Annotated in this window: 13 protein-coding genes; 6 read left to right on the plus strand and 7 right to left on the minus strand. The window is 74.1% G+C overall.

What is annotated here, in order from left to right; translation table 11 throughout:
• Positions 1-2: 2 nt before the first annotated feature.
• Positions 3-671, minus strand: a complete 669-nt coding sequence (locus tag OG550_RS09305; RefSeq protein ID WP_327676212.1) for an FMN-dependent NADH-azoreductase — start codon at positions 669-671, stop codon at positions 3-5.
• 138 nt (positions 672-809) lie between these two features.
• On the opposite strand from OG550_RS09305, the gene OG550_RS09310 reads away from it, so the two are divergent.
• A complete protein-coding gene (locus OG550_RS09310) occupies positions 810-1460 on the plus strand; it encodes a TetR/AcrR family transcriptional regulator (RefSeq protein ID WP_327676213.1) in 651 nt (216 codons plus the stop codon).
• Positions 1461-1560: 100 nt separating this feature from the next.
• On the opposite strand, the gene OG550_RS09315 is transcribed toward OG550_RS09310, so the two are convergent.
• The 5 genes from OG550_RS09315 to OG550_RS09335 all read right to left on the minus strand — a co-directional run bounded on the left by OG550_RS09315 (position 1561) and on the right by OG550_RS09335 (position 8475).
• The gene (locus OG550_RS09315; protein WP_327676214.1) at positions 1561-2286 is read right to left on the minus strand and encodes a ricin-type beta-trefoil lectin domain protein; all 726 of its coding nucleotides are present in this window, start codon (positions 2284-2286) and stop codon (positions 1561-1563) included.
• 502 nt (positions 2287-2788) lie between these two features.
• Positions 2789-3604, minus strand: a complete 816-nt coding sequence (locus OG550_RS09320; protein WP_327676215.1) for a ricin-type beta-trefoil lectin domain protein — start codon at positions 3602-3604, stop codon at positions 2789-2791.
• 240 nt (positions 3605-3844) lie between these two features.
• Entirely contained in the window at positions 3845-5566 is a 1722-nt protein-coding gene (locus OG550_RS09325; protein ID WP_327676216.1) for a DEAD/DEAH box helicase, read from the minus strand.
• Positions 5567-5725: 159 nt separating this feature from the next.
• A complete protein-coding gene (locus OG550_RS09330) occupies positions 5726-5929 on the minus strand; it encodes a cold-shock protein (protein WP_327676217.1) in 204 nt (67 codons plus the stop codon).
• 359 nt (positions 5930-6288) lie between these two features.
• Entirely contained in the window at positions 6289-8475 is a 2187-nt protein-coding gene (locus OG550_RS09335) for an MMPL family transporter (RefSeq protein WP_327676218.1), read from the minus strand.
• 553 nt (positions 8476-9028) lie between these two features.
• Between OG550_RS09335 and OG550_RS09340 the strand changes: the two genes are divergently transcribed.
• From OG550_RS09340 to OG550_RS09360, 5 genes are all read left to right on the plus strand, one after another.
• Complete coding sequence (locus OG550_RS09340) at positions 9029-11278, plus strand: MMPL family transporter (protein ID WP_442906140.1); 2250 nt, start codon at positions 9029-9031, stop codon at positions 11276-11278.
• 105 nt (positions 11279-11383) lie between these two features.
• Positions 11384-12277 (plus strand): phosphotransferase enzyme family protein, encoded by an 894-nt coding sequence (locus OG550_RS09345; RefSeq protein WP_327676220.1) that lies wholly within the window; start codon positions 11384-11386, stop codon positions 12275-12277.
• A gap of 155 nt (positions 12278-12432) precedes the next feature.
• A complete protein-coding gene (locus tag OG550_RS09350; protein ID WP_327676221.1) occupies positions 12433-13491 on the plus strand; it encodes a polysaccharide deacetylase family protein in 1059 nt (352 codons plus the stop codon).
• Between the two features lie 55 nt (positions 13492-13546).
• Positions 13547-14449, plus strand: coding sequence for an SHOCT domain-containing protein (locus OG550_RS09355; protein WP_327676222.1), 903 nt, complete (start codon positions 13547-13549; stop codon positions 14447-14449).
• Positions 14450-14561: 112 nt separating this feature from the next.
• Positions 14562-15425 carry a DUF3592 domain-containing protein gene (locus OG550_RS09360; RefSeq protein ID WP_327676223.1) on the plus strand — a complete coding sequence of 288 codons (864 nt, stop codon included), beginning with the start codon at positions 14562-14564 and terminating at the stop codon, positions 15423-15425.
• Here the strand turns inward: OG550_RS09360 and OG550_RS09365 are convergent.
• Complete coding sequence (locus OG550_RS09365; RefSeq protein ID WP_327676224.1) at positions 15404-15889, minus strand: GNAT family N-acetyltransferase; 486 nt, start codon at positions 15887-15889, stop codon at positions 15404-15406. The two genes, OG550_RS09360 and OG550_RS09365, sit on opposite strands and share 22 nt — an antisense overlap.
• Positions 15890-16134: the final 245 nt, after the last annotated feature.

Raw genomic sequence — 16134 nt, forward strand, 5'->3', positions numbered from 1 at the left:
CGTCAGCCCTCCCTCGGGATGCGGTGGCCGACCAGCTCGGCGCCGCGCTCCCGGGCCCGGCGGAGGGCGTCGGCGGCCGACTCCCGGTGCTGGGCGGTCCGGCCGGCCAGGGCGGGGTCGACCAGCGAGTTGACCAGTTCGGCGGCGATGACCTCGCCGTCCTCGACCGCGTAGTGGCCGCGGACGAAGTCGAGCAGGTAGCGGCCGTTGTGGTCGTAGGGCTCGCGGGGGGTGCCGGGCCCGTAGGCGCCACCGCGGGCGGCGACGACCACGAACCTGCGGGGCGCGAGGACCATCTTGGGGAAGGTCACCTGGTCGATCCAGGCCTTGAGCGCGGCGGGTATGCCGAAGTTGTACATCGGCGCGCCGATCAGCACCGCGTCCGCCGCGACGAGTTCGTCGAGCAGCGGCCGGACGACCGCCCAGGCCTCCCGTTCCCGCTCGGTGCGGACGGCTTCGGAGTAGTCGTCGATCTCGGTGATGCCCTCGCGCAGCAGGGTGTCGCAGATCCGGGTCCAGCCCTCGCGGATCGGCGGCGGCGGGTCGGCGGCGAGGTCGCGGTGGACGACCTCGCCGCCGCCCGCCCGCCAGGAGTCCGCGAAGGCTTCGCCGAGGCGGCGGGTGAAGGAGTCGGAGCGCGCGCTGCTGTCGAGGTGCAGGAGTCGGGACATGGTGAACCCCCAGGCGGAGACGGGTGCGGCGAGGACGGGACATCAGGCGGGAGATCAAGTGGACACACTGTCCGCTTAGCCCGGGACCCACCGTAGAACGAAGTGGACCAGCTGTCCACTTCGTTCTACGGTGAGGCCATGACGGAACTCCCGATGGCCGACGGCCCCCCGCCCCGCGAGCGGGCCGACGCCGCCCGCAACCGGGCCAAGGTCCTCGCCGCCGCCGAGCGGCTCTTCGCGGCGGACGACCCGGCCGCCGTCACCATGGACGACATCGCCAGGGCCGCCGGCATCGGCCGCGGCACCCTCTACCGCCGCTACCCGGACCGCGCGTCGATCGCCCGCGCCCTCCTCGACGAGCACGAACGGGCCCTCCAGGAACAGGTGCTGCGCGGCGCCCCGCCGCTCGGCCCGGGCGACGCGGCGGGCGGCGGGACGGGCGGGGCACCGCCGGCCCCGGCCGAACGACTGGCCGCCTTCTACGGGGCGATGGTCGGGCTGCTGGAGACCCACGTCCACCTGGTCCTCGGCGCGGAGACCGGCCTCGCCCGCTACCGGACCGGCGCCTACGCGTTCTGGCGGCTGCACGTCGCCCACCTCGCCCGGCAGGCGGGCCTGGCGGACCCGGAGACCCTCGCCGACCAGCTCCTCGCACCGCTCGCCCCCGAGCTCTTCCGCCACCAGCGCGACGGCGGGCTCACCCCGGACCGGATCACCGCCGGCCTCGCCGCCCTCGCCCACGGCGTCCTCGGCGGGTCCGGCGGACCCGCCGGACGCCCGGGACCCTAGGATCCGGCTTCGGGACGGCCCCGGACACGCGAAGGGGCGGCGCGGGCGCCTCCGGTCGGAGGTGCCCGCGCCGCCCCGGTGCCGGCGGGTGCGGTGCGGATCAGGCGGGGACGTGCCAGACCTGGTTCTCGGCGCCGTTGCAGTCCCAGATGCCGAGCTGGTTGCCGTTGGTGGCGACGAAGCCGAGGTTGTCCAGGCAGCGGCCGGACGCCGGGTTGAGGATCGAGCCGTCGGCCCGGACCTGCCACTGCTGGGCACCGGTGCCGTTGCAGGTGTACAGCTGGACCTTGGTGCCGTTGGCGGTGCCGGCGCCGGTGACGTCCATGCACTTGTTGAACGCCCGGATGGTGCCGTCCACCGCGACCTTCCACTGCTGGGCGTTGGTGCCGTTGCAGTCGTAGATCTGCACCGGGGTGCGGTCGTTGCTGCTGGCGCCCTTCACGTCCACGCACTTGCCCAGGTAGCCGGTGATCGGGCCGACCGGGCCGGCGGGCTGGGGCGGGAGCTTGCCGCCGAAGGCGACCTGCGGGAAGAGGACGGTGTCGTTGACGCTGCAGGAGGCGACCGCGACGCCGTCGCCGACGACCACGCCGCCGACGGCGGGCCGGGAGAACCGCGCGGTGTGGTCGGCGTTCCACCACTCACAGGTGGCGCTGACCCACCAGGTCTGCAGCGGGTCGATGCCGGAACACTGGCCGTAGGCGTTCCAGCCCGCGACGTAGGCGGAACAGCCCCCGGCGGCCTGGGCGGCGGAGGCCGGTGAGGCGAGCGAGGCGGCCGCGCCGAGGAGGGCGGCGCTGGACAGCAGGGCGGCGGTACGACGCATCGGAAGGTCCTTCCGGAGACGGGTGGGCCGGATCGACACTCCTGCCGCAGCGGTGTTCTGACGGTGCGGCAGTTGTGCGGGTTGCGTGAAAGCCTCAGCCGGGTCACGGCGGCCGTCAATGGCCGCCGTCCGGTATCCGCCAACCCTCCGTCCACGGAGCGGCACCGGCCCCGGGGTGGACGGACCACCCGGGACCAGCGGCCGCGCCGGGGCCGGGCCGCAGCCGGACCGGGCCCGGCGGCCCGGGCGATCCGTCCGGAAAGCGCTCCCCCGGAGCCCCTTCCGTCCGCCAGGCGGGGACGTGCCGGTTCCGGTCCTCCGGGCCGTTGCGGTTCCGGCCGTTCGTGCCGTCGCGCGCGAGGGCCCGGACGGGCGTGCGGTCCGCGCCCGCCCCTCCCTGCACGTCGACGCGTTTGCCCGCGTCACCGGACATCGGACCGAGCGGACCGGTCGGACCAAGCGGACCGAGCGGACCGGCCGGGACGCGGGATCCGCGCACCCGTCAGGAGGGCAGGGACCAGAGCTGGTTGGCTCCGCCCGTGCAGTCCCAGAGCACCAGCTGGTTGCCGTTGGTCGGGTCGGCCCCCGGGACGGTCAGGCACCGGTTGGACTGCGGGTTGACGAACTGGCCGTCCGGCTGCCGGTACCACACCTGGGCGGCGGTGCCGTTGCAGAGGAGGAGCTGCACCTTGGTGCCGTTGGCCGTACCGCCGCCGGCCGCGTCCATGCACTTGCCCAGCGCCTTGACGGTTCCGCCGACGGGCAGCCGCCAGATCTGGCCGGCCGCGCCGGTGCAGTCGCCGATCTGCACCTTCGTCCCGTCCTCGGGGCTGCCGTTCCGGAGTTCCATGCACTTGCCCGCGAGTCCGGTGATCCGGCCCGGCGGGAGGACCGGACCGGCCTGCTCCGGCGGCAGGAGGTAGCCGAGGAGGATCCGCACGTCGACGAAGTGGCCCGGACTGCACTCCACGGAGGTGGCGGTGTTGCCGACGATCACCGAGCTGTTGACGTAGAACTCGTAGACCCGGCCGTTGAGGGTCCACGCGCAGCGGGCCTGGAGTGTCCAGGTCTGGAGCGGGTCGATCCCGGTGCACTCCCCGAACTGCCTCGGTTCGCCGATGACGGCATAGGTGCGGCAGCCGGCGGGCGCGGAGGCCGGGGAGGCCGCGGGGGCCTCCGGAGCGGAGGCGGCCGCCGCAGGCGCTCCGGGAGCGGAGGCGAGGGCGGCCGAAGGCGCGGCGAGGGCGGCCGAAGGCGCGGCGAGGGCGGCGGCCACCGCCAGGAGGAGAGCCGCGAGCAGGGTCGGGGCACGACGCATCGAAGGATCCCTTCCGGGCCGCGGGAACTTCCAACTCGACACCTTGTCGGTCGAGTTGACTGGTCGACAGATTCTCCGGGGCCGCCGGCCAGCCTGGGGGATCGACCGCCCGGCGTCAACGTGTCCTCGCGGACTTCCTCCCCCCCCGGGGGGAACGCCGAACGGCCCGGCTCCCCCGCGGAGGGGAGCCGGGCCGTTCGTGACCGGGCGTCGTGCCCGGGCCGTTCGCGACCGGGTCGGTCAGTCGGCCTGGCGGCGCTGCCGGCCGGTGCCGTAGTTGGAGCCGGACTTGGCGCCGCTGCCGGGCTTGGCCCGGCCGGAGGAGCGGCCGATGAAGCCGGCCGCCTGGCGGGAGCCGCCGCCGCCCTGGCCGCCCTGGCCGCCACCGGAGCCGGAGGCGCCGGCGCCGAGGCGCTGCTTCGGCCGGGGGCGGCGCGGGTTGCCGTTCATGTCGACGTCGGCGGGCAGCGCGGAACGCTTGCCGGGACGGCGGCGCGGGGCGGCGGAGGACTTGCCCTCGGCCGCGGGCGCGGCCGCCGGGACGGGCACGGCCAGGGTGACCGGGACGCCGCTGGGAGTGCGGGCGCCGGTGATCCGGGTCAGCTCGGCGTCGCCGGGGCGGATCCTGGTGGTGGTCGGGCGGATGCCGGCCACCGTCATCAGCCGGTTGACCTCGCGGCGCTGGTCCGGCAGGACCAGGGTGACCACGGTGCCGGACTCGCCGGCCCGGGCGGTGCGGCCGCCGCGGTGCAGGTAGTCCTTGTGGTCGATCGGCGGGTCGACGTTGACGACCAGGTCGAGGCCGTCGATGTGGATGCCGCGGGCGGCGACGTTGGTGGCGATCAGCGCGGTGACGAGGCCGTCGCGGAACTGGTCGAGCACCCGGTTGCGCTGCGGCTGGGACTTGCCGCCGTGCAGGGCGGCGGCCTTCACACCGGTGGCGAGCAGCTGCTTGGCGAGGCGGTCCGCACCGTGCTTGGTGTGCACGAACATGATCACGCGCCCCTCGCGGGAGGCGATGTGGGCGGCGGCGGAGGCCTTGTCGGCCTGCTCCAGCTGGAGCAGGTGGTGGTCCATGGTGGTCACGGCGCCGGCCGAGGGGTCCACCGAGTGGGTCACCGGGTCGGTCAGGAAGCGCTTGACCAGGCGGTCGACGTTGCGGTCCAGGGTGGCGGAGAACAGCATCCGCTGCCCGCCCTCGGCGACCTGCTCCAGCAGCTTGGTGACCTGCGGCAGGAAGCCCATGTCGGCCATCTGGTCGGCCTCGTCCAGCACGGTGATCGCGACGTCGGAGAGGTTGACGTCACCTCGGCCGATCAGGTCGTCCAGCCGGCCGGGGGTGGCGACCAGGACCTCGGCGCCGCGCCGGACGGCGTTGGCCTGCCGGGTGATCGACATGCCGCCGACGACGGTGGCGATCCGCAGGTTGACCGCGGTGGCGTACGGCGTGAGCGCCTCGGTCACCTGCTGGGCCAGCTCGCGGGTCGGCGTCAGGACGAGCGCCAGCGGGTGGCGGGCATCGGCGCGCTTGCCGGCGGTGCGGGCGAGCACCGGAAGGCCGAAGGCGAGGGTCTTGCCGGAGCCGGTGCGGCCGCGACCGAGCACGTCGCGGCCGGCGATCGAGTCGGGCAGGGTGGCCGCCTGGATCGGGAACGGCTCGGTGACGCCCTCGCGGGTGAGCGCGCTCAGGATGCCCTTGGGCAGCTCCAGCTCGGCGAAGCTCGCCGCCGGGGGCCGGGCCGGGGTGCCCTCGACGACGGTGAAGTCGGCGGCCTCGGCGACCCGGGGCGCGTTGCGGCGCGGGGTGCGGGGGGCGCCGCCGCCGCGGGGTCCGCCGGAGCGGGCGCCCTCGGTGCGGGGCGCGCCGGTGCGCGGGGCGCCGCCGGAGCGGCTGCTGCCGCCGGCGTTGCGGGGCTTGCGGGTGCGACCGCCGTCGCGGGGCGGCTGGGCAGGGGTGGTCACGGGTTCTCCGTCCGTCGGTCAACAGCCCCTTTCAGGGGGCTGCCCGGCCGTCGGGAAAGGAGTGCGCCGCCCCGGCCGTTCGGCGGCATGGACGAGGGCCCGCACCGTGCGGTACGGGCCCTCGCTACGCGAGATCGCGAGTCAGCTCGGAAGCCGGACTCAGATGACGCGGATGTTCTCGGCCTGCGGGCCCTTCTGGCCCTGGGTCACGTCGAACTCGACCTTCTGACCCTCGACCAGCTCGCGGAAGCCCTGGGCGACGATGTTCGAGTAGTGGGCGAACACGTCCGGGCCGCCGGTCTCCTGCTCGATGAAGCCGAAGCCCTTTTCGCTGTTGAACCACTTCACGGTGCCGGTAGCCATAACCGTCTCCTCTAACTGGGGCATCGGAGCCCACACCTCGTGGACCCCGTGTAGCCGCGATCCCCATCCGGAGACTGAAACACCGGACAAAACAAATGCGCCTGTTGGTTGGGACCAGCAGGCGCACACAAGCGTTCATGGGAACCAAAACTGCAACTGGGTCGACTGTAGCACGGGCGCACCCCGATTGACCGGGGATTTTCTGCCCGACAGATCACGTTTGCAGCCCCTGGGAAAGGGGCAGCCGGCCGTCAACGCCGCACGCGGCGCCCGCCTGAGCGGACGCCGCGTGCGTCGTGCGTGGTGCCCGTGCGCGCACGCCGTGCGTGCTGCGCCGTGCGCACCGGGTGACCGTCCGGTCAGCGCCGTCCGGCCGTCTCCGGCAGGCCGTGCGCACCGTGCGGACCGCCCACCGGGGCGTGGCCGTCGTGGCCGGCGCCCGGGTCGCCGCCGTGGCCGGGCCACCAGGCCGCCCGGCCGACCAGCGCGGTGAGCGCCGGGGTGAAGAACATCGCCATCACGAAGGCGGCCAGGATGATGCCGAAGGCCATCGCGAAGCCGAACTCCAGCATGAAGATGTTGCCCGCGAGCATGAACGTCCCGAACGACGCCGCCAGGATGAAGCCGGCCGCCGCGACGGTCGGACCGCCGTGGCGCAGCGCCTCCCGGGCCGCCTCGCGCGGGGAGCGGCCCTCGCGGGCCTCCTCGCGGAGTCGGGCGATGATCAGGATGTTGTAGTCGGTCCCGATCGCCACCACGAAGAGGTAGATCAGGATCGGCAGCATGAACATGATGCCGTGCTCGCCCTTGATGTTCTGGAACAGCAGGGTGGACGAGCCGAGGGTGGCGGTGAAGCCGAGGCCGACCGAGGCCATCAGGTACCAGGGGGCGACCACGCTGCGCAGCTGGAGTCCGAGGATCAGCAGGATCAGCAGACCCGCGATCGGGAACACCAGCTTGTAGTCGTGGCTCATCGCCAGGTTGATGTCCTTGTAGACGGCGGTCAGGCCGCCGACCTTGGCCTCGGTGCCGCTCGGCACCTGTGCGTGGGCGACGTCGCGCAGCTCGGTGAGGGTCTCGATCGCCTCGTTGCTGGACGGCTCGTTCTTGAGCAGGACGGTGAAGTCCGCCGTCGTGCCGTCCTCGCTGACCTGGGGCTTCGGCGCGGCGCTGGCCACCCCGGGGACCGCGCCGAGCTTGGCGGCGTAGCCGTCGAACGCGGCCGGGTCGAGCTTGCCGCCGCTCTTGCTGGTCAGGTAGACGTGGCTCGGGTCGGCGGCGCCGGCCGAGAAGCCGTTGACCAGCTTGTCCTGGACGACCATCGACTCCTTGTCCTTGGGCATGGAGCTGCCCGCGAGGTCGAAGGTGCCGTTGTAGCCGAGGGCGCCGGCCGAGAGGGCCAGCAGCACGCCGCCGGAGGCCACCGCGACCAGGGCGGGGCGCTTCTGCACCATGCGGCCGAGGGCGAGGAAGCGGGCGTCCTTCGGCTCGTTCATCCACTTCTTGCCGGGCCAGAAGACGGCGCGCGCCGGGATGACGGCGAGCAGGGCCGGGGCCAGGGTGAGCGAGGCGAAGGCGGTGACGACGACGGCGATGGCCAGGGCCGGGCCGAGCGCCTTGAACATGCCGAGGCTGGAGAGGATCAGCACCGCGAAGGCGACGGTGACCGCGCCGGCCGCGGAGGCGATGGCCTCGCCGACCCGGCCGACCGCGTTGGCGACGGCCTCCTTGCGGTCGTCGCCGGCTCGCAGCCGCTCCCGGTAGCGGAACGCCAGGAAGAGGAAGTAGTCGGTGCCGACGCCGAGCACGACGACGATCAGGATCGCCGACAGGACCGGTGTGCTCTCCAGGTTGAACGCCTTGGTGGCGTAGGCGATCAGGCCGTTGGCCGCCGGCATGGCGATGATCAGCGAGACCACGATCGGCAGCAGCCCGGCGAGGACGCTGCGGAAGATGATCCCGACGATGATCACGACCAGGACCAGGGTGGCCAGCGCGATCACGGCGTCGGCCGCGCCGGAGGACTCCTTCTGGTCGAGCGCCTGCGCGGCGGCGCCGCCCAGCTGGAACTTGACGTTGGTCCCGGAGGCGAGCGCCTTGCCCTCGTCACGGAGCTTCTTGGCGGTCTCGCCGAACTCGTCGGACTGCTGGGTGGCCTTGTCGATGGCGATCGGGGCCAGCGCGTACTTGCCGTCCTTGGACGTCGACTGCTCGCCGGCCGGGATGATCTTCTCGACGTGCTCGATCTTCTTGTCGGTGAGCCCCTGGACGATCTTGGCCATGGCGTCCTTGTCGGACGCGTCCATCGGGGCACCGTCGTTGCGCTCGAAGAGCGCGAGCGCGGACGGCGTGAAGCTGGCCGGGAACGCCTTCTCCTGGAGCACCGAGGCCTGGATGGACTCGTAGTGCTTGGGGAGGAACGAGGCCTCGTCGGTCTGGGCGGTGATCTTCGGGGCCGACGCGGCGATGGCGATCATCGCGACGACCCAGGCCGCGATCACCCACCAGGCGCGACGGACGACGAAATGTCCTAGTCGGTGGAACATGCTCGTAATGCCTCCTGGGCATGGTTCACCGCAGCCCTTGGGGGACGGGACGCCGGGCGACGGATCGAGACCGGCCCGGGGCCGTGCGGGGGCACAGCACCTAGCCGGTCGGCAGGTAAGTAGTCAGAGGGCATCATCCTACGACCGCTTGCTTGCCGACCGGCAAGCAACCCCCGTAACCCTGTAGCCGATTCCCCCTGAGGCCGCCGAACGACGACCCTGGCCTATTTTCGCGCGCGCACGATGCCTATTCCCTCGTGCTCGGGGTGGAGACCGCTCCCCCTCAGGGTGGACTTTTTACCTACCCGCAGGGAGGAGAACTCAGGGTTCCCTGGTAGGGAAAACCCCACCCCTCCCCCGAGGAAGACCACAGGGAAGACTCCCCCGCCAGCCGGATACTCCGTCAACCCCGGCTTCCCTACTGTCGATTGCGACGCCGGATCCGCAGCCGGCGCCCGAATCCGGCGGCGGACCACCGCCGCACACCCGGCCGCACCCCTCGTCAGGGCACCGGCCGCTCTCCCAGGGGGACCCCGTGAAGACCAAGCTCGGCATGGCCGCCGCGATGGGCGCCTGGAGCGCCCGGCACAGAAGGACGGCCGTCTTCGGCTGGCTGCTCTTCGTCGTCGCCACCGCGTTCCTCGGCGGCCTGCACGGAAGCACCGAGATCAAGGAGTCCGAGGCGATGCCCGGCCAGGTCTCCCGGGCCGCGAAGATCCTCGACGACGCCGGCCTCAAGTCCCCCGCCAGCGAGACCGTGCTGATCCAGAGCGCCTCCCTGACGTCCGACGCCCCCGCCTTCAAGGCCACCGTCGAGCAGGTGATCAAGGACGTCGGCGGCACCGGCAAGGCCTCCGACATCCGCTCCCCGTACGACACGAAGGCGATCTCCGCCGACGGCCGCTCCGTCCTCGTCCAGCTCACCGTCAAGGGCGACCACGACGAGGCCGCCGAGAACGTCACCGCGGTGATGGCCGCCGTCGACGCCGTACAGAAGCAGCACCCCGACCTCACCGTGGTCGAACTCGGCGACGCCAGCTCCGGCAAGTGGATCGACGAACAGTTCAGCGACGACTTCGCCCGCGCCGAGTGGACGGCCGTCCCGCTCGCCCTCGGCATCCTGCTGATCGCCTTCGGCGCACTGGTCGCCGCCGTCCTGCCGGTCGTCCTCGCCATCACCGCCTTCATCGCGGCCGGCGGACTGGTCGCCCTCAGCAGCGGACTCCTGCACACCAGCAACAACGCCAGCTCGGTGATGCTGCTGGTCGGCCTCGCCGTCGGCGTCGACTACTGCCTCTTCTACCTGCGCCGCGAGCGCGAGGAGCGGGCCGCCGGGCGCGACCTGGACACCGCCCTGAAGGTCGCCGCCGCCACCAGCGGCCGGGCCGTGCTGGTCTCCGGCGTCACCGTGGTGGTCGCCATGGCCGGCATGTTCCTCACCGGCATCGCCGAGTTCCAGGCCATGGCCTACGCCACCATCGTGGTCGTGGTCACCGCCGTGCTCGGCTCGCTCACCGTGCTGCCCGCCCTGCTGTCCATGCTCGGCGACAAGGTCGACAGGGGCCGCGTCCCCCTCCTCCGCAAGCTCCGCAGCGCCGACGCCGCCACCACCGGCGGCCGGTTCTGGAACGCCGTCCTCACCCCCGTGCTGCGCCGCCCGCTGGCCGCCACCGTGCTCGCCGGCGCCGTCCTGCTCGGCCTGTCCGCGCCGCTGCTGACCATGCACACCGCCAACCTCACCTTCCAGCAGCAGCTGCCCGAGGGCAACCGGCTGGTCTCCGTCTCGCAGAAGATCGAGGCCGCCTTCCCCGGCAGCCCCGCCCCCGCCTCGGTCGTCATCAAGTCCGACGACATCGACTCCCCCGCGATGACCGCCGCGATCGCCGACCTCAAGGCGAAGGCCCTGGCCAGCGGGAGGATGCACGGCCCGGTGGACGTCACCGTCCACGCCCGGCAGAACGTCGCCACCGTCGACATCCCGCTCAACGGCACCGGCAACGACGACGTCAGCAACGGCGCGCTCAAGACCCTCCGCGAGGAACTGGTGCCCGCCACCGTCCTCAAGGTGCCCGGCACCGAGGCGCCCGTCACCGGCCGCACCGCCGGCTCCTACGACTTCAACGCCAAGATGACCGGCTCGATGCCCCTGGTCTTCGGCTTCGTGGTCGCCTTCGCCTTCGCCCTGATGCTCACCTCGTTCCGCTCGCTGGCCGTCGCCGGCACCGCCGTGGTGCTCAACCTGCTCTCGGTCGGCGCCGCGTACGGCGTGCTCACCCTGGTCTTCCAGCACGGCGTCGGCGCCTCGCTGCTCGGCACGGCCGGGGTCGGCGCGGTCGAGTCCTGGGTGCCGCTCTTCCTCTTCGTGATCCTCTTCGGCCTCTCGATGGACTACCACGTCTTCGTGGTCTCCCGGATCAAGGAGGGCCACGACCGGGGCATGCCGACCCGCGCCGCCATCGCCCACGGCATCCGCTCCACGGCCGGGGTCGTCACCAGCGCCGCGGTGATCATGGTGGCGGTGTTCGCGGTCTTCGGCACCCTCTCCATGCAGGCGATGAAGCAGATGGGCGTCGGCCTCGCGGTCGCCGTGCTGATCGACGCCACGATCATCCGCGCCGTACTGCTGCCCGCGGTGATGACCCTGCTCGGCGACCACAACTGGTACCTGCCCCGCTGGCTCGGCTGGCTGCCGAACCTCTCGCACGGCGAGACCTTCCCGCCGGTCGGCGCCCCCGACGCGGTGACCGGCCCGCCGGCCCCCGAGCCGGCCGCCCAGGCCCGGCACCGCCGGGTCGGGGTCTGACCTTCCCCTCGGACCCCACGACCCGCCGGGCCCCGCGACACGCGGGGCCCGGCACCCGTTTGCCAGAATGATCGCCGTCTCCCCCCACCACGGAACGGACCCCCCATGCTCCCCTTCGACGAGGGCCGGGCCCGGCTGATCCTCACCGACGCCTGCCGGTCCGCCGGCCTGCCCGCGCCCGACGGCGCCCGGCTGCTCGCGCTCGGCGAGAACGCCGTCTTCGACCTCGGCGACCCGGCCGTGGTCGCCAAGGTCGGCCGCGGCCCCGAACTCTCCGAGCGCACGCAGCGCGAACTCGCCGTCGCCGACTGGCTCGCCGGCCGGGGCATCCCGGTGGTCCGCCCGTACGACGCACTGCCCGCCGAACCCCGGTTCACCCACGGGCACCCCGTCACCTTCTGGCACCGGCTCCCGCCCGCCGTACGGCCCGCCCGGCCGGTCGACCTCGCGCCGCTGCTGGACGCCCTGCACCGGCTGCCCGACCCGCCCTTCCCGCTCCCCCGGCGCGACCTGCTCACCCCCGTCGAACGCTGGCTCGACTCCGCCGACGGGCACGTCGACCCGGCCGACGCCGCCTTCCTGCGGCAGCGCCGGGACTCCTTCGCCGCCGCCCTGCCCGACCTCGTCCCGCACCTGCCGACCGGGGTGATCCACGGCGACGCGCTCCCGCGCAACGTCCACGTCGGCCCGGACGGACCCGTCCTGCTCGACCTGGAGACCCTCTCCCGCGACCTGCGCGAGCACGACCTGGTGGTCCTGGCGCTCAGCCACGACCGGTACGGCGTCCCCGGCGAGGAGTACCGGGCGTTCACCGACGCGTACGGCTGGGACGTGCGCGAGTGGTCCGGCTTCGCGGTGCTGCGCGGGGCGCGCGAGACGGCCAGCGCCTCCTGGGTCGCCCAGCAGGTGCCGGGCAACCCGGCCGCGCTCGCCGAGTTCCGCCGCCGGGTGGACTCGCTGCGCGCGGGAGCGACGGAGGTGCGCTGGTACCCGTTCTGACGCGGCGGCGGGCGGGGCGCAGGCGCCCCGGGCCGTGGCGCTGAACGGCGGGCGGGCGGCGGGCGGTGCAACCCGGCCGGGGCCGCGGGCGTCTTACCGGACAGTCATCCTGACCGAGGATCGGCATCCGCCTCTGCACCTCAGGAGCCGCCGCCATGCCGGAGCACACCGCCCCGCCGCGCCCCTCGTCCCCCGCCCGGCACCGCCGACGACTCGTCGCAGGCTGCGCCGCGCTCGCCGCCTCACTGGCCCTGGCCGCCTGCGGCACCGCCAGCGGCGCGCTCCAGCCCCAGCCGAGCACGACCACCGCCGCGTCCCCGCCGGCCCCGTCGGCCTCCTCCCCGGTCTCCCCGTCGGGTACGCCGTCGCCCGGTACGCCGTCCTCCGGTACGCCGTCGTCGGGTTCGCCGTCCTCCGCGGCCCCGGTGCCCGGCACACCGTCGGCCACCCTGCCGCCGACCGGGCCCACCACGCCGAGCGCGCCGAGCACGCCGCCCGCACCGAAGCCCACCCCGCCGAAGCCCGGCACCGCCGGACCCTCGACGCCCGGCCCCGGCAAGTCCACCACCGCCACGCCCAGGCCACCGGCGCCCCCGGCCCCCTCCACCGGGGTCCCCACCTCGGTCGTCCGCTCCACCGCGTCCGGCGGCCGGACGGTCGCGCTCACCTTCGACGACGGCCCCGGCCCGGCCACCGGCCAGGTCCTGGACCTGCTCGCCCAGTACCACGCCAAGGCGACGTTCTGCCTGGTCGGCAAGCAGGCCGCCGCCGGCCCGGCCACCGTCCGGCGGATCGTCGCGGCCGGACACCGGCTCTGCGACCACAGTGTCGACCACCCCCAGCCCTTCGCCGCGCTCTCCCACGAGCAGGCCGTCCACCAGATCGTCGACGCCGAGACGGCGATCGTCCGGGCGGGCGGGCCGGGCACCGCGGTCGGCTGGTTCCGCGCCCCCGGCGGCGCGTTCACCGAGGACAACCAGCGGATAGCCGCCGACAACGGCCTCCGCCCGCTCGGCTGGTCGGTCGACCCCCGCGACTGGTCCCGCCCCGGGACGGCCGCGATCGTCTCCGCCGTCCAGTCGCAGCTCAAGCCCGGCGGCGTCGTCCTGCTCCACGACGGCGGCGGCGACCGCGGCCAGACCGTGGCCGCCCTCCGGCAACTGCTGCCCTGGCTGGCCGCCCAGGGCTACCGCTTCGACTTCCCGGCGAGCTGATCCGGCCACCTCCGCACCACCCGCCCCTTCACCCGGAAGGCCTAGACTCCGGGCCATGGCCAACGATCAACTCGTGCCCCTCGGGCCGCGCCTGAGCAACGGTCGGCTCCTCGGACTGGTCGTGCTCGCCATCGGCACCGCGTCGGCCGGCTGGATCACCGGCACCGGGTTCGTCCGGGCCTTCGGCGAGGACGCCTGCGGACCCGAGCAGTCCTGCGGCGGCATCGGCGTCGCCGTCCACCTCGCCGGTGGCATCCTGGGCTGGCTGGCGGCCCTGGTCGGCACCGCCACCACCGCGCACGGCGACGGCCCGCTGGACGGCGACTCGGCCACCTCCGACCGCGGCGTGCTGCTCGGCTGCCTCGCCCTCGGACTGGCCGGCGCCTCCTTCGCGAACAACACCTTCCACCCGTGGCCGCTCGCCCCGGTCGCCCCGCTCGCCCTGGCCACGGCCGGGCTCGACCGGTTCGCCGCCCGGCGGTGGCGCACCGCACGGCTGGAACAGCACCGCAAGGCCGAACAGGAGCACCGACTGGCCGAGTTCGGCGTCACCGTCCCCGGTGTGGTGGTCGCCGTCGGCGGCGACGGCAGCCTCCAGGACGGGGATCCGGTGCTGCTCCTGACCGTCGAGTTCACCGCCGCCGGCACCGTCCACACCACCACCGTGACCGGCACCTTCCCCGGGCCCGGTGCCGGCGCCCCGCTCCGCGGCAGCCCCGCCGAGGTCCGTTACGACCCGGCCGATCCGGCGGTGGCCAGGGCCACCGTCACCGGCCCCGCCCCCGCCCCCGCCGACGCCGTCCCCGCGCCCGCCCCGGCCGCCGGAGCCGCCCCCGAGATCGTCGACGGCCTGGAGCGCCTCACCGCCCTGCACCGCCAAGGCGCCCTGGACGCAGCCGAATTCGCCCTCGCCAAGGCCCAGTTGCTCGGACGCGCCCCGGTGGACGAGCACCGTTGACCGCCGGCCCCGCGGGCCGCCACTCGCACGACACCCCCGCGCCACGGCTGCTTTCCCCCGCAGAAAGGAACCGTCCACCTGGCCGACGCCCAAGCCGAACTAGCCTTCACGGATGACGATCGAACGCCGGATCACCGGCCCACGTCTGCTCGCCGTCATCCTCATGTGCTGCTTCGCCGCGGGGGCCGGCTGGCTCGGCACGACCGGACTGCTGCGGGTGCTCGCCTCGGACCCGTGCGGTCACGAGACGGGCTGCAACCCCGACACCATGGCGCTGCAGCTCGTCGGCGGCCTGATGCTCTGGCTGGCCGCCATGCTGTGCGTGGCTGGCCTGGTCAACAGCGCCGACGAGAACGACCGCTGCCGTCGCATGTCGGCCGGCCTGACCTTCCCGCTCTGGTTCCTGCTGACCCTGGCCGGCGCCTACCCCGCCGACGGGACCACGCACCCCTGGCTGCTGATCCCGATCACCGTGCTGGCCCTGTTCGCCCTCCTCGTGGGCGTCCCCGCGGAACGGCGGGTGGCGCGCGAGACCGCGGTGCACCGCCGGGCCCGTCTCCTCAACCGGCGGCTGGTCGAGCACGGCGCGACCGTCCCCGGCACCGTCACCGCGCTCGCGGGAACGCCCGCCACCGCCGCCCACCGGACCGGCCTGCGGCTCACCGTGCGGTACCGGACCCTCAAGGGCGAGGACCACGAGGCCACCCGGGCGGGCGAGTTCCCCTCCTACGCCCTGCCGCAGGTCGGCGACCGGGTGACCGTCCGCTACGACCCGCTGGCCCCGGGCGACGCCGAGTTCGCCGTCCGCCCGCCCGACGAGCAGCCCCGGGACGCCGCGTCCGTCCTCGCCCGGGAGCTGGAGCGCCTCGCCGTGCTGCACCGCGAAGGCTCCCTGAGCAGCGAGGAGTTCGCCCTCGCCAAGGCCCGGCTGCTCACGTCCGTCCCGGAGGACGGCTACTCCACCGCGAGCCGGTAGACCTGCCGGGAGCCGCCCTCCGGGCCGGGCCCGGCCGGCTCGCCCGGCAGGAAGCCGAGCCGCTCGTAGAAGACCCGGGCACCACTGGCCACCGCACCCGGGTGGTCGGCGCCGAAGGTGACCACCTCCACCACGGCCGGCCCGCGGACGTACCGGCGCAGCGCCTCGTCCAGCAGTGCCCGCCCGACGCCCGTCCCCCGTGCCCGGGCCGCCACCACCAGCCAGTGCAGGTGGTGGTGGCCCTCCCCGCCGCGGCCGAACAGCAGCCCGCCGAGCGGGCCGTCGGTGTCAGTGCCGGTGTCGGTGTCACTTTCGGCGATCAGCGCGAGGCCGCCCTCGGCGCTTCTCGTCACCGCCCGGTGGAAGCCGGGCTCGGCCACCATCGGCCCGAACCACTCCTCCACCTCCCCCGCGAGTCCGAGGAAGGCGGGAAGGTCGACGTGCTCAGCCAGCCTGATGATCATCCCGGCAGTCTGCCAGGGACTGCGCGCCGGTGGTGCCGTTCCTCTCCGGCGGGCAGCCGTGACCGGCCCGGGCAGGCGCTCCGGGGCACGCCCGACGCACCGGCCCCACCGTCCGCCCTCAACGGCCGCACCCTCAGCCGCACCGGCGGCACGGGGACGGGCGCCGCGAGCGCGGGCCGTTCCCCCGGCCCCTGCCCGTACCGGGGCGGTGATGCCGCTCCCCTCCGGCGGGCCGGACGCGGGGC

It is taken from the genome of Kitasatospora sp. NBC_00458 (assembly GCF_036013975.1).
GTDB lineage: Bacteria > Actinomycetota > Actinomycetes > Streptomycetales > Streptomycetaceae > Kitasatospora.

What these genes read in the sequence shown, in the direction of transcription:
- OG550_RS09305 (WP_327676212.1), bottom strand. Translation starts at nt 671, where the DNA reads ATGTCCCGACTCCTGCACCTCGACAGCAGCGCGCGCTCCGACTCCTTC.
- OG550_RS09310 (WP_327676213.1), top strand. Translation starts at nt 810, where the DNA reads ATGACGGAACTCCCGATGGCCGACGGCCCCCCGCCCCGCGAGCGGGCC.
- OG550_RS09315 (WP_327676214.1), bottom strand. Translation starts at nt 2,286, where the DNA reads ATGCGTCGTACCGCCGCCCTGCTGTCCAGCGCCGCCCTCCTCGGCGCG.
- OG550_RS09320 (WP_327676215.1), bottom strand. Translation starts at nt 3,604, where the DNA reads ATGCGTCGTGCCCCGACCCTGCTCGCGGCTCTCCTCCTGGCGGTGGCC.
- OG550_RS09330 (WP_327676217.1), bottom strand. Translation starts at nt 5,929, where the DNA reads ATGGCTACCGGCACCGTGAAGTGGTTCAACAGCGAAAAGGGCTTCGGC.
- OG550_RS09335 (WP_327676218.1), bottom strand. Translation starts at nt 8,475, where the DNA reads ATGTTCCACCGACTAGGACATTTCGTCGTCCGTCGCGCCTGGTGGGTG.
- OG550_RS09340 (WP_442906140.1), top strand. Translation starts at nt 9,029, where the DNA reads ATGGCCGCCGCGATGGGCGCCTGGAGCGCCCGGCACAGAAGGACGGCC.
- OG550_RS09345 (WP_327676220.1), top strand. Translation starts at nt 11,384, where the DNA reads ATGCTCCCCTTCGACGAGGGCCGGGCCCGGCTGATCCTCACCGACGCC.
- OG550_RS09350 (WP_327676221.1), top strand. Translation starts at nt 12,433, where the DNA reads ATGCCGGAGCACACCGCCCCGCCGCGCCCCTCGTCCCCCGCCCGGCAC.
- OG550_RS09355 (WP_327676222.1), top strand. Translation starts at nt 13,547, where the DNA reads ATGGCCAACGATCAACTCGTGCCCCTCGGGCCGCGCCTGAGCAACGGT.
- OG550_RS09360 (WP_327676223.1), top strand. Translation starts at nt 14,562, where the DNA reads ATGACGATCGAACGCCGGATCACCGGCCCACGTCTGCTCGCCGTCATC.
- OG550_RS09365 (WP_327676224.1), bottom strand. Translation starts at nt 15,889, where the DNA reads ATGATCATCAGGCTGGCTGAGCACGTCGACCTTCCCGCCTTCCTCGGA.